Genomic DNA, 22,341 nt, shown 5'->3' with positions numbered 1-22,341 from the left:
AGCATCGTTCCCCGCTTCAGGATAACACCGGCTTTCTCCAACTGCCGGTCCAGTTCGCCAAACAGCTTCTCCAGCAGCCCTTCGCCGACAAGCAGATTGCGAAAACGCGAAAGCACCGTGTGGTCGGGAACGCTCTCCTCCAGCCCGAGCCCTACAAAGCGCCGGAACGACAGCCGGTCGCCAAGCGCCTCCTCAAGTTCGCGATCCGACAGGCCGTAGAGTGACTGCAGCAAAAGCGCCTTGAACAGAACCAGCGGTGGCCAAGCTGCCCGTCCGGGTCCGCCATCGCGCAGCGGGTTGAGCAGCTTCTCGAAGCGATACCACTTCACCAGACCCGACAATCGATCAAGCGGTGAAGAACCGCCAGCCAACTTGCCGCCCAGAAAAGCCTCCGCCAAGCTCAACTGGCCCATCTGCTTCACTGCCATCGCGATTCCCTCCGAGCTTCGTCTCAGAGAATCACAATCAGCGAATTACGCAACAGGCCCACAAGGGGGGAGGAGAAGCGCAAACCCTTGCCGCTCCCGGCTGCATCGGTTAGGACACCGGCGCCGTGGAAATCGGTTATTTAGCCGATCCCCGGAACGCCACGAAACACCGAGTACCCATCCCATGGCCGACAAATCCGAAAAGATGAAAGCGCGGCTGCCGCGCGGCTTTGTCGACCGCGGTGCCGCCGACCTGCGCGCCGTCGAGAAGATGATGGCGACGATCCGCTCGGTCTTCGAGCTTTACGGTTTCGAGCCGGTCGACCAGCCGCTGATCGAATATACCGACGCGCTCGGCAAATTTTTGCCAGACCAGGACCGGCCGAACGAGGGCGTGTTCTCGTTCCAGGACGACGACGACCAGTGGCTGTCGCTGCGCTACGATTTGACCGCGCCGATGGCGCGCTTTGTCGCCGAGAATTTCGAGCGCCTGCCGAAACCCTATCGCAGCTATCGCTCCGGCTGGGTGTTTCGCAACGAAAAGCCCGGCCCCGGCCGCTTCCGCCAGTTCATGCAGTTCGATGCCGATACCGTGGGCACCCCGGGCGTTGCGGCCGATGCCGAGATGGCGATGATGATGGCGGACGTGATGGAGGCGCTCGGCATCAAGCGCGGCGACTACGTCATCCGTGTCAACAACCGAAAAGTGCTCGACGGCGTGCTGGAGGCCATCGGCCTCGGCGGCGACGAGAATGCGGGCCGCCGGCTGACCGTGCTGCGGGCCATCGACAAGCTGGACAAGCTTGGCGTCGCGGGCGTGCGCCTGCTTTTGGGCGCCGGGCGCAAGGACGAGAGCGGTGATTTCACCAAAGGCGCCGGGCTGGACAATGCGCAAATCGACGTTGTCATCAGCTATTTCACAGTCATGGCGCAGCATGATCCCGAAAAAATTATCCAGACACTGGGATCCATCAACCCCGGTGTCAGCAATCTTATCGAGGAAAGGAAACTCGAACATCTGGGCATCACGAACGCCTCTTTTGTTGAGGGTCTTGCAGAGTTGGAGCAGATAAGAACCATGGTCGCACAAAGCGGCTACGGTGAGGATCGCATCCGCATCGACCCCTCCGTCGTGCGTGGCCTCGAATATTACACCGGCCCGGTCTACGAGGCCGAGCTGCTGGCCGAGATCCCCAATGAGGACGGCCAGATCGTGCGCTTCGGTTCGGTTGGCGGCGGCGGCCGTTATGACGGTCTCGTCTCGCGCTTTCGCGGCGAGCCGGTGCCGGCGACAGGTTTTTCCATCGGCGTCTCACGGCTGATGACGGCGCTGAAGAACCTGGGCAAGCTCGATAGTTCCGATGTCATCGCGCCGGTCGTCGTGCTCACCATGGACAAGGATACGGAAAGCCTCGGCCGCTACCAGAAGATGGTGGCCGAGCTGCGCGCCGCCGGCATCCGCTCGGAAATGTATCTCGGCGGCGCCGGCATGAAGGCGCAGCTGAAATACGCCGACCGCCGCGGCAGCCCCGTCGCTGTCATCCAGGGCGGCGACGAGCGCGCCAAGGGCGAGGTGCAGATCAAGGACCTGATCGAGGGCGCACGGATGTCGGCCGAGATCGCCGATAACGCCGAATGGCGCGCGGCACGGCCGGCGCAGGTGACGGTGGCGGAGAGTGAGCTGGTTGCCGAAGTGAAGAAGATACTGGCGGCGCAGGCGGCTGACCGCGCGAAGGGTGGCGCGTGAACACCCCCCTCTGGCCTGCCGGCCATCTCCCCCGCAAGGGGGGAGATTGGATGTCGCGCCTGCTTTCGCCAATCTCCGGCGTTGGAGAAAAGGTGCCGGGGCCCAAGCTGCCGATCTCCCCCCTTGCGGGGGAGATGTCCGGCAGGACAGAGGGGGGTGCCTCGCGCCCAACCGATCAATGACCTCCCGCTACCCCGCCATCGCATCCGACATCGCGACGCTCTTCGCCGCGCGCAACACCCATGCGGTCGAAGTCGCCGTGCTGCAGCCGGCCGACCCGTTCCTCGACATGGCCGGCGAGGATTTGCGCCGCCGCATCTTTCTCACCGAAAGCGAGACCGGGCAGACGCTTTGCCTGCGGCCGGAATTCACCATTCCGGTCTGCCTCGACCACATTGCCAGCCAGGCCGGCACGCCGCGCCGCTATTCCTATCTCGGCGAGGTGTTTCGCCAGCGCCGCGAGGGCGGCAACGAATTCTTCCAGGCCGGTATCGAGGACCTCGGCGACCGCGACACGGCCGCCGCCGACGCCCGCTCGCTGGCCGATGCGCATGCGCTGCTCTCGCTGGTGCTGCCCGGCGGCGAGCTGGTGGTCACGCTCGGCGACCAGACCATTTTCGAGGCGGTGCTGGCAGCGCTTGGCCTGCCGCGCGGCTGGCGCATGCGGCTGGCGCGCGCCTTCGGCTCGGCGGCGATGCTGGAGGCAGCCCTTGCCGACCTCGCCAATCCGCCGCGCAACAGCCAGCTCGCCGGCGCGGTCGCCGCCCTTGTCCTTGATGGCGATCTGGACGCTCTTTCGGCGCGTATCGCCGGCGGCATGGAAGAGGCCGGCCTGTCGGCAACGGCCGGGCGTTCGCCCTCCGAAATCGCGCGGCGCCTGGTCGAGAAGGCCGAATTGCGCAGCGTGCGGCTGTCGAACGAGGCATTTGCGGCGCTGAAGGGGTTTCTGGCGATCGACGTGCCGCTCGACAGCGCCGCCGGGGCGCTCGAAAGCTTTGCCGCCGATGCCGGCCTTTCGCTGGGCGCCGCGCTGGACAATTTTGCCGCCCGCGCGGCGGCCATCGAAAGCCTCGGCCTGCCGATGTCTGAAATCCGCTACGACGCTGCCTTCGGCCGCCCGCTCGATTACTACACCGGCCTGGTCTTCGAGATCGCGGCGCAGGATGGCGACCGGCCGCTCGCCGGCGGTGGCCGCTACGACCGGCTGCTGACGCTGCTCGGCGCAAAAACGCCGATCCCCGGCGTCGGTTTTTCCGTCTGGCTCGACCGCATCGAGGCGCTGCGGGAGAAGGCGCCATGATCACGCTGGCGCTGCCGTCGAAGGGCCGGCTCAAGGAGCAGGCGCTGGAGGTGCTGGCCAAGGCCGGGCTTGCCGTCAGCCTGCCCGGCGACGAGCGCAAATACCGCGCCCGTATCGATGGCATGGACGGCGTCGAAATAGCGTTCCTGTCCGCCTCAGAGATATCAAGCGAAATCGGCCAGGGCTCGGTCGATCTCGGCATCACCGGCGAGGATCTGCTGCGCGAAAACCTTGCCGATTGCGAGGCGCGCGCCGAAATCATCGCCCGCCTCGGTTTCGGCAATGCCGATGTCGTCGTCGCCGTGCCCGACATCTGGCTCGATGTCGACACGATGGCCGATCTCGACGACGTCGCCGCCGACTTCCGCCAGCGCCATGGCCGGCGGCTCAGGATCGCCACCAAATACTGGCGCCTGACCCAGCAGTTCTTTTCGCAAAAGCACGGCATCCAGGTCTATCGCATCGTCGAAAGCCTGGGCGCCACCGAAGGCGCGCCGGCGGCCGGATTGGCCGATATCGTCGTCGACATCACCACGTCAGGCTCGACACTGCGCGCCAACCATCTCAAAGTGCTGGCCGATGGCGTGATCCTGCGCTCGCAGGCCTGTCTCGTGGCGTCGAGGAAGATGCGCGCCGCGGCCGACGAGGCGATCTTGCGCGATATTGCGGCCAGGATGGCGTTGGTGAACTCGGGTTGACGATTGCGGAGCAGGCGCCGTCGGCCAAGATGCCAATCTCCCTCCTTGCGGGGGAGATGGCCGGCAGGCCAGAGGGGGGTGCTGTCCCGCCGACCTGTCAGCCAATCGGAGCCTCATCCGTTCCCGGTTGGGGGTGCTGAAGTCGAACTTGGCGATCCTTCACACCCCCCTCTGCCCTGCCGGGCATCTCCCCCGCAAGGGGGGAGATCGGATATCGCCTCGGCTTTCGCCAAGCCGCTGACGCCAAGCCGAAGCGATTTCCCTAAAGCACAGCAATTTTGTTCTTGCTTTGTGCCGGCAGCTATGCTACTAATCTCGCTATGGTGCCAATTGGCCCAGAAGACCCGCCCGCCGAGGCGGGTTTTTTGTTTTCGGCCCTGACAGGCGAGTTCCAGCGCAAGCCCCACCATCGACGGGATTTCCACCACCCCGCGGGGCTGATAGGCTCGGCTGGTCTGCGGAGGACACGGCGATGCCGATCAATCTCGACGAGTTGAAGAATGCCACCAGCCTGCGCGGCAAGCGCGATGGCGGCTCGTTCATTGCGCCGGTCGACGGCACGGCGCATGTCTCGGGCGAGCGCAGCGTGCCGCTGCTCAACCTGACGATCCCGGCGCTGTTTGCCGATACGGTCAGCAAATACGGCACGCTCGATGCCGCTGTCTTCGTCGAGCAGGACAAGCGCTTTACCTGGGAAGAGCTGTCGGAGACCGTCGATGCGCTCGCCGCCGGCTTCCTGGCGCTCGGCCTCGAGAAAGGCGATCGCGTCGGCATCTGGTCGCCGAACCGCTGGGAATGGCTGGTGACGCAATTCGCCACCGCCCGCATCGGCCTGATCCTGGTCAACATCAACCCGGCCTACCGGCTGGTCGAACTGGAATATGCCTTGAACAAGGTCGCTTGCCGAGCGCTCGTCACCGCCGCCAAGTTCAGGAGCTCCGACTATCTCGGCATGATCGAAACGCTGGCGCCGGAGATCGCCACGGCCACCCCCGGCAAGCTCGACGCCAGCAAGCTGCCGGCGTTGAAGATCGTCATCCGCATGGACGAGGAGAGTTCGCCGGGCATGTTCAATTTCGCCGACGTGCTGGCGATGGCCGGGCGCGACGAACATGACAAGCTCGACCGCATCTCCGACGGGCTGAAACCGGGCGATGCCATCAACATCCAGTTCACCTCAGGCACGACCGGCGCGCCGAAAGGCGCGACGCTGACCCACAACAACATCGTCAACAACGGCAATTTCGTCACCGCGGCGATCCGGCTTACCGTCGACGACCTGCTGTGCATCCCGGTGCCTCTCTACCACTGCTTCGGCATGTCGATGGGCACGATGGGCTGCGTCACCAAGGGCGCGACCATGGTTTTCCCGAGCGAGGGGTTCGATGCCGGCGCCACGCTGAAGGCGGTGGCAACGGAACGCTGCACCGCGCTTTACGGCGTGCCGACAATGTTCGTCGGCCTGCTCGACCACCCGGATTTCGCCTCCTTCGATCTCACCAGCCTGCGCACCGGCATCATGGCCGGCTCGCCATGCCCGATCGAGGTGATGAAGAAGGTGGTATCGCTGATGCACATGGCCGAGGTGACCATTGCCTACGGCATGACCGAGACCAGCCCGGTGTCGTTCCAGAGCAGCGTCGACGACCCCCTGGAAAAGCGCGTCTCGACCGTCGGCCGCGTCCATCCGCATGTCGAGGTCAAGGCCATCGACGCCGAAGGCGCTACCGTCGCGGTCGGCGCGCCGGGCGAGCTCTGCACGCGCGGCTATTCGGTGATGAAGGGCTATTGGGATGACGAGCAGAAGACCCGCGAGGCCATCGACGCAGAGGGCTGGATGCACACCGGCGACCTCGCCACCATCGACGCCGAGGGCTATTGCAACATCGTCGGCCGGGTCAAGGACATGGTCATCCGCGGCGGCGAGAACGTCTATCCGCGCGAGGTCGAGGAGTTCCTCTATCGCCACCCCAAGGTCAAGGAGGTGCAGGTGTTCGGCATACCCGACCCGAAATATGGCGAGGAGCTGTGCGCCTGGATCGTGCTGAAGCCCGGCCAGATCACCACCGAGCAGGAGATCAAGGCCTTCTGCGCCGGCCAGATCGCCCATTTCAAGATCCCGCGCTACATCCGCTTCCGCACCGAATTGCCGATGACGGTGACCGGCAAGCCGCAGAAATTCCTGATGCGCCAGGCGATGATCGACGAACTGGGATTGGTGACGCAGAAGACGGCTTGAGAAGGCTTGCGTCTACGCGTGACGGAGGCGTTGTTTGGACAACATATTGAGGGGGGTGTTCCATGCGGATTGGGTTAGGGGTGCTTTTCTTGGCAACGCAGCTGGCAGCCACCGCGGCGCTGGCGCAGACGGCGGCCGAGCGTGAGGCCTGCCAGGCAGATTACCAGAGATTGTGCAAAGGCGTGCTGCCGGGCGGTGGCCGCGTCGTCAAATGCCTGGCCGGTCACATGAGCGAGCTGACGCCCGAATGCACGAAGGTCGTCAAGGCCAACACGCCCGGCTAGCGTGTGAGCTTGCCTGCGGATGACATGATGTTTCGGACCAGGGGACAGGCGAGGTGTGCGGGGGCAGGAGGATTCTTGCGAAGAGGACCCCCACCCCTGACCCTCCCCACAAGGGGGAGGGGGACTTTCGGTGGCGCCGACCTTTGCAAATTGCCTGCGTTTCGTCGCCAAAAGGAAAGCAAGGGCGCGCGGCAGCGTTCCCTCCCCCTTGTGGGGAGGGTTAGGGTGGGGGTCCATTTTCGCAAGACTCCAAATGCGATTGCCCTTCCCCTTGAAGGGTGGGGTACGCTGCGATTGAGCTCGTCATGACCTGTCATATGCGATTCCTCTGGATGGTCGCGGTGCGCAACAGTGGTTGCAAATCGCCCTTCCACGGGATTCGCGGGAAGGCAAAACGGTGACAATGAGTGGTTTCGCAAGATCGGCGATTTCCTACGGCATGCCGTTGGCCGCGCTGGCGATGGCTGTCGCGGTCAGGGTCAGCGGGGTGTCGGTGGACGAAGGGTCGCTGGGCACCAGGATATTTATCGGCGCGCTGTCGAGCGCGATCATGTTCATCACCATTTTCGTGGTGCTCGACCACGCCGAGGCGGTGGCCCGGCGGGTAGGCGAGCCGTACGGCACGTTGGTGCTGACCATCGCCGTGACGGCAATCGAAGTGTCGATCATCGTTTCCATCATGCTGCACGGCGCGAACAACCCGACGCTTGCACGCGAATCCGTGTTCTCGACGGTGATGATCACCTCCACCGGTGTTGTCGGCATGTGCCTGACGTTTGGCGGCTGGCGCCATCGCAAGCAGGCAATCGTGCGCCAAGGCACAAGCGCCTATCTGGCGGTTCTGGTCGCGCTGAGCGTCATGACGCTCATTCTGCCGACCTACACGCGAACCACCGATCCCGGCACGTTCTCGGCGGCGCAGCTTGGCTTCGTCAGCGTGCTGTCAGTGCTGCTGTATGCCGGTTTTCTGTTCGCGCAGACTGTCCGCCACCGCGACGATTTCATCGACGCACAAGCACACGGCGCCACAGTGCGAACCGACGCTCACGAAAGCCTCGCCGCCGGCGCTATTCTCCTGCTGATCGGGCTGATCGGCATTGTCATGCTGGCCGAGCAAGTCGCGGCAAGCGTCGAAGATGCGCTCATTGCCTATGAGGTGCCGCAGGCCGACGCCATTGTCGGCGCGATGATCGCCGGGCTGGTGTTGATGCCGGAGGCGATTTCGGCGGTCCGTGCCGCACTCAGCAACGAACTGCAGCGCGGCCTGAACGTCGCCATGGGTTCGGCCTGCGCGACGATCGGCCTGACAATACCGGGCATAGCCGCCGCCAGCCTGCTCACCGGAAGAGGGCTGACCCTGGGGCTGCCGGCGACCGACACGGTGCTTTTGGTCCTGGCGCTTTTCATCTGCAATGTGAGCTTTAGCACGGAGAGAACGACGTTCCTGACCGGGCTGGTGCACCTTGTGGTGTTTTTTACCTGGGTGTTTTTGATATTTGTGCCGTGAGGGGTGGGAGGCGCAGATGGGCTAGACTAGTTTAGAAGCTCGAAGGCGAGGTCGCCCGAAATGCCGCCGAGCCGAGATGGGATAGCGGCGATCATGAAGGTCAGCGTGCCCTCACCTCCGGCGCCACCGCCGAAGAACGCCGCCTTGTAGATGGCGAAGCGGATCGTCCCTCTGTCGACGTGCAGCCCCGTCAATCAGGCTTGGTGCTATATTATTGCAGTGACCCTGCCCGACGCATCGAGGCGACAACTGACTTGCGCCTGCCGGACTTCGATGCCGTCTTCTCTTGCGTAGTCTATTCGCACCTCGATCGGCGCCGTGATTGCACCCCGACGTTGATGCAAGGCGCCTGCGCTTACCGCGTGGACACGGACGGCGCCCAGCGGCGTTGCAGCGGCCATGATCGCCGCGCGGCAGGTTCGCACGACCGCAATCGGCGTACCGGGTTTCGGTGTCAGTGGCCCCAGAGATCCAAACGGATACCCCTTGGTGGAGTCACCCTCACCGGCTTTGGAAGGCCTGAGGACGGGTGGCAGGACGATGGATTGCCTGGCCGTCTTGGCAGAGGCAGGGGCCGTCGCTGCAGTCGAACTGTCGGGTGCGGTAGCCGCCTCGTTTTCGGCGGACGGATCGTCGCCCACACTGGCACTTGTGCTTGTGTCACCAACGTTGCCGCCGGCACCAACGCCTGCGTCGACTGACCCGTCATCTGCACCGACCGAAGTTCCAACATTTGCTCCGCCTACGCCGTCGACGCTCGTGCCCGCCCCGACAGATACGCCTTGCGAACCGGCGCTCACTCCAGCACCGACTCCGACACCGCCGGCGCTACCGCCCACGCCTGCTTCAAGTGCCGAGGCAGGCCCAATTGTAGTCCCGATCACCAACGCAGCTGCGACATACTTGTTCATAGTCGTCTCCCCTGCGGCTTTCGCTCACTAGTCTTCACTCGCGCGGCTCGAGCTTTTTGATGGCCGTGTTGGAAGCAATGCTGCGGGAAGAGGTATGGTTGCCAGCAGAGCAGTTTGCGGCGACTTTTGGACCTTCACTCTCTGTTTTTCCGGCAAGCCCGGTTTACGGGCTGGTTTGGCGCCCGAACGCGATAACCTACTTGCAAGTGCACTCGCGGGGGTACGTGTTTTCGGCGCGCGCTCCACAGCCGCAGTCCGACGCTTACCCTTGACAGTATCAATTGCCTCACGCGCCGCACTGAGGCTGCGGGCCAGGCCGATAGCCCTTTCACGCTCTTGGTCGAGCGCCGCACTCAATGCTACCGAATTCTGCTTTAAAGCATCGCGCTCCTGGCGAACAATATCGAGGTCACGTACAGCTGAATCTGCTCGTTCGCGTCCCCGTTCGAGTCTTTCTCGAACCTGCTTTAGAGCGGCCTCGGCCACCTGTCGGTCCCTTATGGCGGTGGCCTGCTCGACGGCTGCCAGATTTGCGCCTGTCTTAAGAGCATCGATAGTTTGGCGAGCCGTGGCAAGTTCTTGTTCCAGGAACTCAACCTTGTGCCGCTCGTCATCAAGCGCTCGCTTCGCAGCAAGCTGGGAGGCTTCCATAGAGGGGTGCGCGCCAAGCGCGGCAGCCTTCTCGCTGTTCCAGAGACTGGCTTCAGCCCTGTAGCTTTCGATAACGCGCTGCGCCGTCTCCAGATCGAGCGCGAGCGCTTCGTCTGTTCGCTGCTGCTCTTTTAGGGCTTGTGCTTGCTGAGCCACCGTGTCTGCCAGCACGTGTGCTTGGGCGCTTAGCTCACGTATGCTGCGCTGCATGACGAGTAGCTCCGCTCGTGCTGCGGCCAATTCGCGGCGTAAAGCCACTTCATGCTCGCCCAGGCGCGTTTGCGCACCCTCCTTGAGTGCCTGTGTTTCGCTGAGCACCAGCTCTCTAGATAGACAGGATCCGAGCGCGCTCGGTTGTGGCTTGCACGGTTCTTTGTCGACCTTGGTATGTTCGGAAACCACGACCGACGAGCTGTCGTTAGCTATGGCAACCGCTGGCGCTTCGGGCGCCAACTGACCATTTGCCGGAGATGCCAACAGTAGAACGAGGCATAACGGAATGAGGGACGGCGCGCCGTTACGCCCCCTGCCGCTTATCTGGTGAGGTAAAATCAAGGGCCGTCGTTTAATAAAGGTGAAGTCAGAGCGGAGACATTTTGACCTGGTACTCTGCACATGATTCATCACTGAACCTCACCGATCGCAGCCCTCACCGCTATTGTATTCTCCACTTACTGCACGCCGCGGCGCCGTGGATGCCGCACCAAAAAGATCAATGCTAGTGAAGCACCCTCGGCAACGCCAAAGCACGGAATTGCGCGCAAAGGCTGTTTCCTAATTTCCTTAGTTGTCATCATTCGAACAAACGGAACTTTCGGCTTTTTGGGATGACCATCTTCTCTACCCAACGGCTGTGATGCGGCGCAAAGCAGCCATTCAGGCTGCGAAGGTCGACTTCGGGTCACACCAGACTTTCCGTTTCACGGTACGGCGCATCTCGCCCTCCAATGCCGCCGCCTCCGACCGACGAATATTTGTTGCCAGTTCCACACCTCGTCGTGCTGGATCTTGTCGCGACGCCAAGCACCGTCCATGACTGCCGCACCGTTCGCAGATCTCTGCCGCCAGCGGAACCGACCGCCATCCAACCGGTTAATCGGCATGAAGCTTCCACCAACCCCAAGGGCCCACCATGAGCATTCTGCAAACCACGAAGAAAGCCGTCGAGCAGGTCACTGGTATCGCCAGACCGGACAGGCGAGAGGTTGCCGACCTCCTGAGGCCGCGCAAACCAAACGCGTTTCGGTTCAGCGATGATGGCCTGGTGCCCAACCATCCGTTCTGGCCGCTTGTCGTCTATCGCGGCGCTGTGAAGCTGCCCGAAGACTTCGATCCGGCGGCCGTCATGGAGGCGCTTTTCGAAGCAAATGGCTGGGGCGATAGCTGGCGCAACGGCATCTACGGTTACGTCCACTACCATTCGCGCATCCACGAGGTGCTGGGCGTTGCGCGCGGCACGGCCAAGGTCCGCTTTGGCGGCAGCAAGGGGCGAACGCTGTCGCTGAAGGCCGGCGACGTCGCGGTGCTTCCGGCCGGCACCGGGCACCAGCGTCTTTCCGCATCCGACGATTTTCTGGTCGTCGGCGCCTATCCTCCATCCGGCACCTATGACCTGTGTACGACCGCTGCCGATCATGACAGGGCGGTCGTCACGATCCCCAGGGTCGGCCGGCCGCGCAAGGACCCTGTCTACGGAAGCAAAGGCCCGTTGCTCGCAGCCTGGGAAAAAGGTTGAAGTCGTCCCTTTCGAAGGGGGCCTGCGGGTCCGCTTCGGGCTAACCGGATCCAACATCCGCCGCTCTACGCCGCCAGCACCGCCGCATCCAGCCCGCGGATGATCTTGGCCAGTTCGACGCATTCGTCGTGGCGCACCTTGTTGCGCCGCCAAGCGAGGCAGATCGTGCGCTGCGGCATCGGCTCCTGGAACGGCACGATCTTCAGGTCGCGCATGGCGCTCGCCGGCCCTGCCGCCATTTCCGGGATGAGCGTGACGCCGAGCCCGTGCGCCACCATCTGTAAGAGCGTCGTCAGGCTGGTCGCGCCGTAGCTTGCCATCGCCACCGGCCGCACGCTGCCGCAGACGGCGAGCGCCTGTTCGCGCAGGCAATGGCCTTCCTCCAGCAGCATCAGCCTTTCCAGCGCGGGGCTTTCCGGCGGCACCGGCGGTGAGGCGAAGGCGGGGTCGCCGGCCGGCACGGCAAGGAAGAACCGGTCCGAGAAAAGTTCTTCGGTGACCAGGCCCGGGTAATCGATGGGCAGTGCCGCGACGAAGGCGTCGAGCTTTCCCGAGCTGGTGTCGTCGACCAGCGACGCGGTAACCGCCTCGCGCAGTTCCAGCTGTAAGGCCGGGAAATGCCGTTTCAGCTCCGGCAGCACATGCGGCAGCAGATAGGGCGCCACCGTCGGGATGATGCCGAGCCGGAAGCGGCCTTCCAGCGCCGGGCGGCCGCGCCGGGCCGTCGCCTCGATGTCGCGGACGTCGGCAAGGATGCGCTCGATGCGCGGCAGCAAGCCCTGCGCCTCGTCCGTCATCCGCACCGCCTTGCCGCCGCGCTCGAACAGACGACAATTGAGCCGCAGCTCCATCTCGGCGATCTGCGAAGACAGCGCCGGCTGGCTGACGCCAGCGAGCTTGGCGGCGCGGCCGAAATGCAGCGTCTGCGCCAGCGCCTCGAAATAATGCATCTGCCGGACGGTCAAACCGATCATAAGAAAAACCTATCAGAATAAACAGCAAAGGCAATTTGTGTTTATCGGCCGGGCAGGCTAGTCTGGAACCATTCCAGGATGGCGCGGCTCGCTGGCCCTGCCCGGAAAATCAACAAAATCCCGGAAAATCAACAAATCGGAGGCAAAGATGGACGCGAAAACCGACGACAACAGCGCCGGCAAATGCCCGGTCCCACATGGATCGGCAAGGAGGAGCAACCGTGACTGGTGGCCAAACCAGCTCGACCTTGGCGTCCTCCACCAGCAGTCCAGCCTCTCGGATCCGATGGACGAGGACTTCGACTACGCCAAGGAATTCAAGAGCCTCGATCTCGATGCGGTGATCGGGGATCTGCACCAGGTGATGACCGATTCGCAGGATTGGTGGCCGGCCGATTTCGGCCATTACGGCCCGCTCTTCATCCGCATGGCCTGGCACAGCGCCGGCACCTATCGCATCGGCGACGGCCGTGGCGGCGCCGGCGCCGGTCAGCAGCGTTTCGCGCCGCTCAACAGCTGGCCGGACAACGCCAATCTCGACAAGGCGCGCCGGCTGCTGTGGCCGGTCAAGCAGAAATACGGCAGGAAGATCTCCTGGGCCGACCTGTTGATCCTCACCGGCAACGTCGCGCTGGAATCGATGGGCTTCAAGACCTTCGGCTTCGCCGGCGGCCGCGCCGATGTCTGGGAGCCCGAGCAGGACGTGGACTGGGGATCGGAAACCAAGTGGCTCGCCGACGAGCGCTATTCCGGCGACCGCGAACTTCACGGCCATCTCGGCGCCGTGCAGATGGGGCTGATCTACGTCAACCCGGAAGGGCCGAACGGCACGCCCGATCCATTGGCCGCGGCGCGCGACATCCGCGAAACCTTCGCTCGCATGGCCATGAACGATGAGGAAACCGTGGCGCTCATCGCCGGCGGTCACACCTTCGGCAAGACCCACGGCGCCGGTGATGCATCGCTGGTCGGCCCGGAGCCGGAAGGCGCCGGCATCGAGGCGCAGGGCCTCGGCTGGTCGAGCAAGCACGCTACCGGCATTGCCGGCGACGCCATCACCTCGGGCCTCGAGGTGACCTGGACCACGACGCCGACCAAATGGAGCAACAACTTCTTCGACAATCTGTTCAACTACGAATGGGAGCTGACCAAGAGCCCGGCCGGCGCCCATCAGTGGACGCCCAAGGGCGGCGCCGGTGCAGGCACCGTGCCGGACGCCCACGATCCGTCGAAGCGTCGCGCCCCGGCGATGCTGACCACCGACCTCGCTTTGCGCGTCGACCCGGCCTATGAGAAGATCTCGCGGCGCTTCCATCAGAATCCTGATCAGTTCGCCGATGCCTTCGCCCGTGCCTGGTTCAAGCTGACCCATCGCGACATGGGTCCGGCCGTCCGCTATCTCGGCCCGCTCGTGCCGAAGGAAGAGCTGATCTGGCAGGATCCGATACCGCCAGTCGACCACGAACTGGTCAGCGAGCAGGATATCGCCTCGCTGAAGGCGAAGATCCTGGCCTCCGGCGTGTCCGTCTCAGAACTGGTCTCGACCGCCTGGGCCTCGGCCTCGACTTTCCGCGGCTCCGACAAGCGTGGCGGCGCCAACGGCGCCCGCATCCGCTTGGCGCCGCAGAAGGATTGGGAGGTCAACCAGCCGGCGCAACTGGCCAAGGTGCTCGAAAAGCTCGAAGGCATCCAGAGCGAGTTCAACGCAGCGCAGTTCGGCGGCAAGAAGATCTCGCTTGCCGACCTTATCGTCCTCGGCGGCGTAGCGGCGATCGAGAAGGCGGCGAAAGACGGCGGCCATGACGTGGGGGTGCCGTTCACGCCAGGCCGCATGGACGCCTCGCAGGAACAGACGGATGTCCAGTCCTTCGCCGCGCTCGAGCCGAAAGTCGATGGCTTCCGCAATTATGTCAGGGGCAAGCCGCCGATGTCGGTCGAAGCGATGCTGGTCGATCGGGCGCAGCTGCTGACCTTGACGGCGCCGGAGATGACGGTGCTCGTTGGCGGGTTGCGGGTGCTCGGCGCCAACACCGGTCAGTCGAAGCACGGGGTGTTCACCGACAGGCCGGGCACGTTGACCAACGATTTCTTCGTCAACCTGCTCTCCATGAACACTGTCTGGGATCCGGCGGCCGGCTCCGATGAAGTCTATGAAGCGCGTGACCGCAAGACCGGGGCGGTCAAGTGGACCGGCACCCGCGCGGATCTGATCTTCGGCTCGCATGCGCAGCTGCGGGCGCTGGCCGAGGTCTACGGGTCGGCGGACGCCGGGCAGAAGTTCGTCAGGGATTTCGTCGCGGCGTGGACCAAGGTGATGAACGCCGACCGTTTTGACCTCGCGGCCTGATCCGGGCATACGAATTTCTCGACGCAACAAAAAAAGGCGCGGGCCTCGACCCGCGCCTTTTTTCGTTGGGCTTCCGAAAAGTCAGTCCTTCTCGAAGATGCCGGCCTTGGCAACCACGCCGGCAATGGCGCCGCCGATCAGCGGCGCGACGATGAACAGCCACAGCTGGCCGATCGCCGCAGTTCCCGAAAACAGCGCCGGTCCGATCGAACGGGCCGGGTTGAGCGATGTGCCGGTCACCGGGATGATGGCGAAGGGCGTCAGGCCGATTACGAGGCCGGCGAAGGCCGTGGTATGCTTGGCGTTGGTGACGCCGAGGATCACCGTGACGAAGGTGAAAGTGCCGATCAGCTCCCACAGCAAGGCCGAGCTGACGCCCCATTTCGTCACATCCCAGCCGGCATCCGCCCGGCGAGGAATACACCGAGCGTCACCGCCGGATTGAGGTGCGCGCCCGAAATCGGGCCGATCGCATAGGCCGCCGCGATCAGGCCGATGCCGAACGCCAGACCGATACCTTCCTGGCCAAGCGGCAGCGCGCCGCCGAAGCCGCCCGTCACCACCGAAGCCGTGCCGATGAACACCAATAGAAACGTGCCTAGAACTTCCGCCAGATAAGTCTTCATTGCCCTCTCCTCGTATCGACCCGCGGCTCCGCCTTTTCTGCGACGCGAATCACCGCGCAAAGAGTATTCGCAACCGGAAAACTTGGAAAGCAGAGCAGTTTCGCAGGCCGCTATGCTTGTGAGCGCCAGACATGCACATTAGAGACTTTTAATATATTGATCGAATTGTTTAGTTACGCATGCCGGCGCCCGCTTGGTGGCGGCGGCTCCCTATGCACCAACCCACACTCGTCACCCCTTGCATGGATTGTCTCGCCGTCGGGGAAACAGAACTGTTTCAATCAGGACACGAAAAGCTCTAAGAGCAGGGCCGGATTTTGTTTTGCTGAGTAATGGAAGACGACAATGAGACTGGGCGGGCGGCTAGCGGCAGCCATTGAAGTGCTTGACGACATTGGCCGGCGCCACCGTCCGGTGGCCGATGCGCTGAAGGACTGGGGCCTGTCGCACCGCTTCGCCGGTGGCGGCGACCGCGCCGCGATCGGCAACATCGTCTATGACGCGCTGCGCCGCAAGCGCTCGGCCGGCTGGCTGCTCGGCGAGGACACGCCGCGCGCCATCGGCTTCGGCGCGCTGCTGCTCGAATGGGGCCAGACGGCGCAGTCGCTGAACGAGGCGCTCGAGGGCGACAAGTTCGCGCCGCCGCTGCTTACCGCCGACGAACTGACAACGCTCGGCGGTCGCCGGCTCGCCGATGCGCCGCCGGCTGTCAGGGCAGATATCCCCGACTGGTGCATGCCGCTTTTCGAGCGCGCGTTCGGCACGGCCTGGGTGGAAGAGGGTGCCGCGCTGGCGACACGCCCGCCGCTCGACCTCAGGGTCAATACGCTCAAGGCCGATCGCGGCAAGGTGCTGGCCGAGTTGGCGGAGACCGGCGCCAAGCCTGCGCGGATCGCGCCGCACGGCATCCGCATCCCGCCGATCGAAGGCGACGGCAGGCACCCGAACGTGCAGGCCGAGCCGGCCTTCCAGAAAGGCTGGTTCGAGGTTCAGGACGAGGGTTCGCAGATTGCGGCCGAACTGGCCGGCGCCGAACCTGGAATGCAGGTGCTCGATTTTTGCGCCGGCGCCGGCGGCAAGACGCTGGCGCTGTCCGCGGCGATGGACAATCGCGGCCAGATCTTCGCCCACGACGCCGAGAAGGCCAGGCTGGCGCCGATCTTCGATCGCATCCGCCGCTCGGAAAACCGCAATGTGCAGATCGTCACCAGGCCGGCCGAACTCGCGCCGCTCGGCAGGCATATGGACATCGTCCTGATCGATGCGCCCTGCACCGGCAGCGGCACGTGGCGGCGCCGGCCGGATGCCAAATGGCGGCTGACACAGAGGCAACTCGACGCGCGCAAGGGCGAGCAGGAGACGATACTCGATGCCGCCAGCGACTTCGTCAAACCCGGCGGCCTGCTGGTCTACATCACCTGTTCGGTGTTCGACGAGGAAAATGGCGACCAGGTTTCGGCGTTCCGGGACCGCCATCCCGGTTTTGTCCCTGTCGATCACCGCCAGCTTTGGGACAGCCGTTTTGCGGGCCACGAAGCGGCCATGCGGATAGGCGCTGCGGGCGGCATTTCGCTGTCACCGTTGCTGAGCGGCACCGACGGTTTCTATTTCTGTGCGCTGCGCCGCGCCGGCTGAGCCATTGCCATGGACACAGAGCCGGGGCCGAATGCTGCAGTGCAGCATTTGCGATTGCCTGTCGCCCACCCCTCTGCGATAAATGACTTTGCAATAAGATTTGCCGAGAAACGAAGGGCGACGGCCATGACAGCAAAGATCGTTCCTGCTCCCGATTATGAGGACCGCGTCAGGACGTCCTTTGCGCGCCAGAACGCGATGATGACGATTGGCGCCGAGCTGACGCTGGTGACGCCCGGCATCATCGAGATCGAAATGCCCTATTCGGCGGCTCTGACGCAGCAGCATGGCTTTCTCCATGCCGGCGTCATTTCGACGGCTCTCGACTCGGCCTGCGGCTATGCGGCATTCTCGCTGATGCCGGAAAATTCCGGCGTGCTGACCATCGAGTTCAAGGTCAACCTGCTGGCGCCCGGCCGGGGCGAGCGCTTCCTGTTCCGCGGCTCGGTGACCAAGCCCGGCCGCACCATCATCGTCGCCGACGGCCAGGCCTATGCGTTCGCCACCGACGGCGAGGCCAAGCTGATTGCCACAATGACCGGAACGATGATGACAGTGCTCGGCCGCGACGGTATCGAAGGCTGAGGAACGGGCAGGGGAGGATCGACGATCATGGCCGGCAAGGCACCTGGTGAGCTCACCCCGATCTCCGGCAAGTCCGTTCTCTTCGTCATGGCGGCCGAGGCCGAATACGGTCCACACCTGCAGCGGCTGTTCACGCCGCTGATGACCGGCGTCGGACCGGTCGAGGCCGGCGTCGGACTTACCGCAGAACTGTCCCGGCTGAAGACCGAAAAGGCGCTGCCCGATCTCGTCGTATCGCTCGGGTCGGCGGGCAGCCGGACGCTGGAGCAGACCGAAATCTACCAGGCCGTTTCAGTCGCCTACCGCGACATGGACGCCTCGCCCCTGGGGTTCGAGAAGGGCGCCACGCCGTTCCTCGATCTGCCTGTCAGCGTGCCGCTGCCGTTCAGAATTCCTGGCATCGGGCAAGCGACGCTGTCGACCGGTGCGGCAATCGTCACCGGCGCCGCCTACGACGCGATCGCCGCCGACATGGTCGATATGGAGACCTTCGCCTGCCTGCGCGTCTGCCAGCTGTTCGACGTGCCGCTTATCGGCCTGCGCGGCATTTCCGACGGGGCAGCCGATCTGAGGCATGTCGGCGACTGGACCGAATATCTGCACGTCATCGACGAGAAGCTGGCCGCGGCGGTGCAACTGCTGGAACAGGCGATCGCTTCCGGGGCGATCGAGTTTGATCTGTCGCGTGAAGATGCGGAATCGGAATGAGAGAGAGGCCTCGCAACCCATTGCGCCGACTCGTTTCTTTCTCTAAACGCTCGCCATGAAAACAGCCAATCATCCCGACACCGTCCTGATTGTCGATTTCGGCAGCCAGTTTACCCAGCTGATCGCCCGCCGCATCCGCGAGGCCGGCGTCTTTTCCGAGATCGTGCCCTTCCAGTCGGCCGAGGCGGCGTTCAAGCGCATCAATCCGAAGGCGGTGATCCTGTCCGGCGGCCCGGCCTCGACCGCCGACATCGGCAGTCCGCGCGCGCCGCAGATCGTCTTCGACGCCGGCGTGCCGGTGCTCGGCATCTGCTATGGCCAGATGGCGATGTGCGTGCAGATGGGCGGCGTCGCCGAAAGCTCCGATCATCGCGAATTCGGCCGCGCCTTCGTCGAGATCGCCAAGGACAGCCCGTTGTTCGAGGGCCTGTGGGCGCCCGGCCAGCGCCACCAGGTGTGGATGAGCCACGGCGACCGCGTCATCTCCCTGCCCAAGGGGTTCGAGGTGCTCGGAAAATCGGAGGGCTCGCCCTTCGCCATCTTCGGCAATGTCGAACGCAAGATGTACGGCCTCATGTTCCACCCCGAAGTGGTGCATACGCCGGACGGCGCCAGGCTGCTCCAAAATTTCGTCCACAACATCGCCGGTATTGAGGGCGACTGGACGATGCGCGCTTACCGCGAGCACGCGGTCGAGACGATCCGCAAGCAGGTCGGCCAGGGCAAGGTGATCTGCGCGCTTTCAGGCGGCGTCGATTCCTCTGTCGCAGCACTCCTGATCCACGAGGCGGTCGGCGACCAGCTTACCTGCATCCTCGTCGACCACGGGCTGATGCGCAAGGACGAGGCATCAGGCGTGGTGGAGATGTTTCGCCAGCATTACAATCTGCCGCTGATCCTGGTCGACGCTGCGGACCGTTTCATCGGCGCGCTCGAGGGCGAGTCGGACCCCGAGAAGAAGCGCAAGACCATCGGGCGGCTGTTCATCGAGGTGTTCGAGGAGGAGGCCGAGAAGCTCGGCGGCGCCGATTTTCTGGCGCAAGGCACCCTCTATCCCGACGTCATCGAAAGCGTCTCCTTCAGCGGCGGACCGTCGGTGACGATCAAGTCGCACCATAATGTCGGCGGCTTGCCCGAACGCATGAACATGCAGCTGGTCGAGCCGCTGCGCGAATTGTTCAAGGACGAGGTGAGGGCGCTCGGCAAGGAGCTCGGCCTGCCCGACAGCTTCATCGGCCGGCATCCGTTCCCCGGTCCCGGTCTTGCCATCCGCTGCCCGGGCGGCATCACCCGCGAAAAGCTGGAGATCCTGCGCGAGGCCGACGCCATCTATCTCGACGAGATCCGCAAGGCCGGCCTCTACGACGCCATCTGGCAGGCTTTCGCCGTGCTGCTGCCGGTGCAGACCGTCGGCGTGATGGGCGACGGCCGCACCTACGAGTTCGTCTGCGCGCTGCGCGCCGTCACCTCGGTCGACGGCATGACAGCGGATTTCTACCACTACGACATGGCCTTCCTCGGTGCCGCCGCTACGCGCATCATCAACGAAGTGCGCGGCATCAACCGCGTCGTCTACGACGTAACGAGCAAGCCCCCAGGTACAATCGAGTGGGAGTGACGAGGAGTACTGCGGAGTAGAAGAGGATAGAGCAGCATGTTTAAGGCGATGTTGGCTCGGCGATAATAGTCAATAGTCCCAGCCCCCGGCCACCCGGCGACGGCATAGACGAAGCATCTGGCCGATCGGCGAAAGTCTGGAACGAACGTCCCACAGAGAAGGGTGGAGCAGCCTAGCCTTGCTGGGTTTGACAACCGGGGTCCGCGGCAACTGCCACCCATCTGCCGGCCACGTATCCTTTCGCTGGGTTCATCCGTCTTAGCTGTTCATGGGCACGGTCATCCTTGACATCGCCCTCCTGGACGAATTGGAGCGTGACAAATGAACAGCAAGCAGAGCCTAGCGAACAAGATACACTACGAAACGCTCGCGGAGGCTTTTCGCAGCGGTCGAGAATCGCCACAGGAAGCATCCGAGTGGTCCGTTTTGACGGCAGAACCGGGCGGCGTCGATTACGTCGAGACGACCCTCGGCGACACGACCGCGCTGTGGGTTCAGCCAAAAGCGGCGGCCAATGATCGGGTCATGCTTTACCTGCACGGCGGTGGCTATCTCGGCGGATCGATCTGGACCCATCGCAAGATGGTCGGACACCTCGCCAAGGCGATTGGCTGTTACGCGCTGCTCGCCACTTACGACTACGTTTTCCAGAGCAAGTTTCCGCGCCAAATCGAGCAGGCCGTGACCGCGTTCGAGTGGCTCGCCGAGCAAGGTATCGCGCCGAAGCACACCATAGCTGCAGGCGATTCCGCTGGTGCTGGCCTGATCGTTGCGGCCGCGATGAAACTCCGTGACGCGGGACGGCCGCTACCGGCCGCGATTCTCAGCATCTCTGGCTGGTACGATCTGTCGGCGAGCGGGCTCTCTTATGAAGCCAATCGCGAGAAGGACGCCTTCTTCCAGAAGGCGGCCGTGGATATGCTGGCATCGCAACTCCTCGCAGGTACCGATCCCAGGAATCCACTCGCCAGCCCGATCTTTGCCGATCTGAAGGGCCTGCCGCCGACCTATCTGCAAGTGGGTGGAGACGAAACCCTGCTCGACGACAGCCGGGCGCTTGCCGACCGCGCAAAAGCCGCCGGCGTCGAGGTGCGCCTGGACGTATTTCCGGGGATGCTGCACTCGTACCAGATGATGGCTGGGCGTGCTCCCGAAGCCGACGACGCGATCGCGCGGTTGGCACAATGGGTTCGCCCGAAGCTTGGTCTGGCCGCAACCGCGGCAATACGCGCTGAAGGTCAGGAGGTCGCATGACTGGCAAATTGAAACCAAGATGTGGCAGCTGAAGGACATGCCCGAGCGACCGACCGGCCTGTTCGATGCGCGATATCGCGCCTTCCTCGAGACGGTGTCAGGCGTCCGCGCCCAACTGCATCGCTACTGCGCCCGCATGACGGGCTCACGCCTCGACGGTGAGGATCTCGTGCAGGAGACGCTGTTCGAGGCCTACACGAAGATTGAGACCCTCGACGATGCCCGCCGGCTGAAGCCCTGGCTGTTTCGCATCGCTCACAATCGCTGCATCGACTTTCTGAGGCGATGCGATGTGCGCGAGCGCGCGGAGCACGCCTATTCGGACGACGTCGGCGTTGTCTCTGCAGAGCCGGCAGCGACCGATGCACGCCGCGCCATCGAACGGCTGGTTGGCCGCTTGCCGCCCAAGGAGCGCGCCTGCATCCTCCTGAAGGACGTGTTCGACTATTCGCTGGAAGAGACCGCAGAACTCGTGGACTCGACGGTTGGGGGCGTCAAATCCGCGCTCTCCCGCGGACGGGCGAAGCTCGCCGACTTGCCCCCTGAACCTGCCGGTGAACCGAACCGTCCGCTTGATCCCGACACCGCGCGGCTCTTGCAGCGCTATGTTGACCTCTTCAACCGCCATGACTGGGATGGCGTGCGGAGCCTCACCAGCGCCGATGCCCGGTTGCGGGTCGCCGATTGCTATGACGGCCTGCTCAGAAGTTCTCCCTATTTCGTCGAATACGAGCGAAACCCGGAGACGTGGACCATGGAGTTGGGGGCGATCGACGGAGAGCCTGTCCTGATCGTGCTCTTCCAGCGAGGCGACCGGTGGCAGGTCGCGTGGCCGGTTCGTGTCCATGTCGCCGGTCGCGTCATCGATCGCATCGAAGATTATTATGCCTGTCCATGGATGTTGGAAAACGCCGCGGAATCCGACCTGAAACTCATGACTGGGCCAGCCATTTTGGGAAGAGCATAAGGCGACGATTTCTCACTTCTGGCCTGGCGGAGTTACGATGGTGCGTCCTCAACGAAAAATCGTGGCGTGCAGCTTTGGCTGCGGTACCGATCGGTGTTCCGGACCTGATCGCATATCGTCGGATGGC

At 63.8% G+C, this 22,341-nt stretch carries 18 protein-coding genes and 1 pseudogene; 14 read left to right on the top strand and 5 right to left on the bottom strand.

Annotated elements, in window-relative coordinates; genetic code table 11:
• On the bottom strand, nt 1–428 hold a 428-nt coding region (locus NKJ12_RS08195; protein ID WP_352702046.1), incomplete at its 3' end, for a transposase.
• A gap of 184 nt (nt 429–612) precedes the next feature.
• On the opposite strand from NKJ12_RS08195, the gene hisS reads away from it, so the two are divergent.
• The 6 genes from hisS (at nt 613) to NKJ12_RS08165 (ending at nt 8,203) form a co-directional block, all read left to right on the top strand.
• A complete protein-coding gene (hisS, locus tag NKJ12_RS08190) occupies nt 613–2,175 on the top strand; it encodes a histidine--tRNA ligase (protein WP_352702044.1) in 1,563 nt (520 codons plus the stop codon).
• A gap of 178 nt (nt 2,176–2,353) precedes the next feature.
• Nucleotides 2,354–3,475, top strand: a complete 1,122-nt coding sequence (locus tag NKJ12_RS08185; RefSeq protein ID WP_352702042.1) for an ATP phosphoribosyltransferase regulatory subunit — start codon at nt 2,354–2,356, stop codon at nt 3,473–3,475.
• Nucleotides 3,472–4,173 (top strand): ATP phosphoribosyltransferase, encoded by a 702-nt coding sequence (hisG, locus tag NKJ12_RS08180; RefSeq protein WP_352702040.1) that lies wholly within the window; start codon nt 3,472–3,474, stop codon nt 4,171–4,173. The genes NKJ12_RS08185 and hisG overlap by 4 nt, the downstream gene beginning before the upstream one ends.
• A 472-nt stretch (nt 4,174–4,645) precedes the next feature.
• Nucleotides 4,646–6,412 carry an AMP-binding protein gene (locus tag NKJ12_RS08175; RefSeq protein ID WP_352702038.1) on the top strand — a complete coding sequence of 589 codons (1,767 nt, stop codon included), beginning with the start codon at nt 4,646–4,648 and terminating at the stop codon, nt 6,410–6,412.
• An 80-nt stretch (nt 6,413–6,492) separates the two neighbouring features.
• Nucleotides 6,493–6,696 carry a cysteine rich repeat-containing protein gene (locus tag NKJ12_RS08170; protein WP_352688493.1) on the top strand — a complete coding sequence of 68 codons (204 nt, stop codon included), beginning with the start codon at nt 6,493–6,495 and terminating at the stop codon, nt 6,694–6,696.
• Between the two features lie 403 nt (nt 6,697–7,099).
• On the top strand, nt 7,100–8,203 hold the full coding sequence (locus NKJ12_RS08165) for a calcium:cation antiporter (RefSeq protein ID WP_352688495.1): 1,104 nt from the start codon (nt 7,100–7,102) through the stop codon (nt 8,201–8,203).
• A gap of 26 nt (nt 8,204–8,229) precedes the next feature.
• Here NKJ12_RS08165 and NKJ12_RS08160 read toward each other — a convergent pair whose 3' ends face one another.
• Entirely contained in the window at nt 8,230–8,397 is a 168-nt protein-coding gene (locus NKJ12_RS08160) for a hypothetical protein (protein WP_352506916.1), read from the bottom strand.
• A gap of 744 nt (nt 8,398–9,141) precedes the next feature.
• A complete protein-coding gene (locus NKJ12_RS08150; RefSeq protein WP_352688497.1) occupies nt 9,142–10,389 on the bottom strand; it encodes a coiled-coil domain-containing protein in 1,248 nt (415 codons plus the stop codon).
• 508 nt (nt 10,390–10,897) lie between these two features.
• Between NKJ12_RS08150 and NKJ12_RS08145 the strand changes: the two genes are divergently transcribed.
• Nucleotides 10,898–11,500 carry a cupin domain-containing protein gene (locus tag NKJ12_RS08145; RefSeq protein ID WP_352688499.1) on the top strand — a complete coding sequence of 201 codons (603 nt, stop codon included), beginning with the start codon at nt 10,898–10,900 and terminating at the stop codon, nt 11,498–11,500.
• Between the two features lie 65 nt (nt 11,501–11,565).
• Here the strand turns inward: NKJ12_RS08145 and NKJ12_RS08140 are convergent, their stop codons facing one another.
• Nucleotides 11,566–12,474, bottom strand: coding sequence for a hydrogen peroxide-inducible genes activator (locus tag NKJ12_RS08140; protein WP_352506880.1), 909 nt, complete (start codon nt 12,472–12,474; stop codon nt 11,566–11,568).
• 148 nt (nt 12,475–12,622) lie between these two features.
• On the opposite strand from NKJ12_RS08140, the gene katG reads away from it, so the two are divergent.
• Entirely contained in the window at nt 12,623–14,821 is a 2,199-nt protein-coding gene (katG, locus tag NKJ12_RS08135) for a catalase/peroxidase HPI (protein WP_352702036.1), read from the top strand.
• 81 nt (nt 14,822–14,902) lie between these two features.
• Here the strand turns inward: katG and NKJ12_RS08130 are convergent.
• Nucleotides 14,903–15,447: pseudogene (locus tag NKJ12_RS08130) on the bottom strand (MIP/aquaporin family protein).
• A 345-nt stretch (nt 15,448–15,792) separates the two neighbouring features.
• Here NKJ12_RS08130 and NKJ12_RS08125 point away from each other — a divergent pair.
• The 6 genes from NKJ12_RS08125 to NKJ12_RS08100 all read left to right on the top strand — a co-directional run bounded on the left by NKJ12_RS08125 (nt 15,793) and on the right by NKJ12_RS08100 (nt 22,214).
• The gene (locus tag NKJ12_RS08125; protein WP_352702033.1) at nt 15,793–17,082 is read left to right on the top strand and encodes an RsmB/NOP family class I SAM-dependent RNA methyltransferase; all 1,290 of its coding nucleotides are present in this window, start codon (nt 15,793–15,795) and stop codon (nt 17,080–17,082) included.
• A gap of 126 nt (nt 17,083–17,208) precedes the next feature.
• Nucleotides 17,209–17,667, top strand: a complete 459-nt coding sequence (locus tag NKJ12_RS08120; RefSeq protein ID WP_352702031.1) for a PaaI family thioesterase — start codon at nt 17,209–17,211, stop codon at nt 17,665–17,667.
• Between the two features lie 27 nt (nt 17,668–17,694).
• Nucleotides 17,695–18,375: a 5'-methylthioadenosine/S-adenosylhomocysteine nucleosidase gene (locus NKJ12_RS08115; protein ID WP_352702029.1), complete on the top strand. Its 681-nt coding sequence runs from the start codon at nt 17,695–17,697 to the stop codon at nt 18,373–18,375.
• A gap of 55 nt (nt 18,376–18,430) precedes the next feature.
• Entirely contained in the window at nt 18,431–19,993 is a 1,563-nt protein-coding gene (gene guaA, locus NKJ12_RS08110; protein ID WP_352702027.1) for a glutamine-hydrolyzing GMP synthase, read from the top strand.
• Between the two features lie 321 nt (nt 19,994–20,314).
• Nucleotides 20,315–21,247, top strand: a complete 933-nt coding sequence (locus NKJ12_RS08105; RefSeq protein WP_352702025.1) for an alpha/beta hydrolase fold domain-containing protein — start codon at nt 20,315–20,317, stop codon at nt 21,245–21,247.
• A gap of 19 nt (nt 21,248–21,266) precedes the next feature.
• Entirely contained in the window at nt 21,267–22,214 is a 948-nt protein-coding gene (locus tag NKJ12_RS08100; RefSeq protein WP_352702023.1) for a sigma-70 family RNA polymerase sigma factor, read from the top strand.
• The last annotated feature ends 127 nt before the right edge of the window (nt 22,215–22,341 follow it).

Origin of the sequence: Mesorhizobium sp. M0195, from assembly GCF_040322115.1 — a bacterium.
GTDB lineage: Bacteria > Pseudomonadota > Alphaproteobacteria > Rhizobiales > Rhizobiaceae > Mesorhizobium.
Note: the sequence above shows the minus strand (reverse complement) of the source record. Positions and strands in the feature narration are given on the sequence as shown.

Excerpts from the sequence above, each read along its gene's own strand:
- hisS (WP_352702044.1), top strand. The coding sequence starts at position 613 with ATGGCCGACAAATCCGAAAAGATGAAAGCGCGGCTGCCGCGCGGCTTT.
- NKJ12_RS08185 (WP_352702042.1), top strand. The coding sequence starts at position 2,354 with ATGACCTCCCGCTACCCCGCCATCGCATCCGACATCGCGACGCTCTTC.
- hisG (WP_352702040.1), top strand. The coding sequence starts at position 3,472 with ATGATCACGCTGGCGCTGCCGTCGAAGGGCCGGCTCAAGGAGCAGGCG.
- NKJ12_RS08175 (WP_352702038.1), top strand. The coding sequence starts at position 4,646 with ATGCCGATCAATCTCGACGAGTTGAAGAATGCCACCAGCCTGCGCGGC.
- NKJ12_RS08165 (WP_352688495.1), top strand. The coding sequence starts at position 7,100 with ATGAGTGGTTTCGCAAGATCGGCGATTTCCTACGGCATGCCGTTGGCC.
- NKJ12_RS08150 (WP_352688497.1), bottom strand. The coding sequence starts at position 10,389 with ATGAATCATGTGCAGAGTACCAGGTCAAAATGTCTCCGCTCTGACTTC.
- NKJ12_RS08145 (WP_352688499.1), top strand. The coding sequence starts at position 10,898 with ATGAGCATTCTGCAAACCACGAAGAAAGCCGTCGAGCAGGTCACTGGT.
- NKJ12_RS08140 (WP_352506880.1), bottom strand. The coding sequence starts at position 12,474 with ATGATCGGTTTGACCGTCCGGCAGATGCATTATTTCGAGGCGCTGGCG.
- katG (WP_352702036.1), top strand. The coding sequence starts at position 12,623 with ATGGACGCGAAAACCGACGACAACAGCGCCGGCAAATGCCCGGTCCCA.
- NKJ12_RS08125 (WP_352702033.1), top strand. The coding sequence starts at position 15,793 with ATGAGACTGGGCGGGCGGCTAGCGGCAGCCATTGAAGTGCTTGACGAC.
- NKJ12_RS08120 (WP_352702031.1), top strand. The coding sequence starts at position 17,209 with ATGACAGCAAAGATCGTTCCTGCTCCCGATTATGAGGACCGCGTCAGG.
- NKJ12_RS08115 (WP_352702029.1), top strand. The coding sequence starts at position 17,695 with ATGGCCGGCAAGGCACCTGGTGAGCTCACCCCGATCTCCGGCAAGTCC.
- guaA (WP_352702027.1), top strand. The coding sequence starts at position 18,431 with ATGAAAACAGCCAATCATCCCGACACCGTCCTGATTGTCGATTTCGGC.
- NKJ12_RS08105 (WP_352702025.1), top strand. The coding sequence starts at position 20,315 with ATGAACAGCAAGCAGAGCCTAGCGAACAAGATACACTACGAAACGCTC.
- NKJ12_RS08100 (WP_352702023.1), top strand. The coding sequence starts at position 21,267 with ATGTGGCAGCTGAAGGACATGCCCGAGCGACCGACCGGCCTGTTCGAT.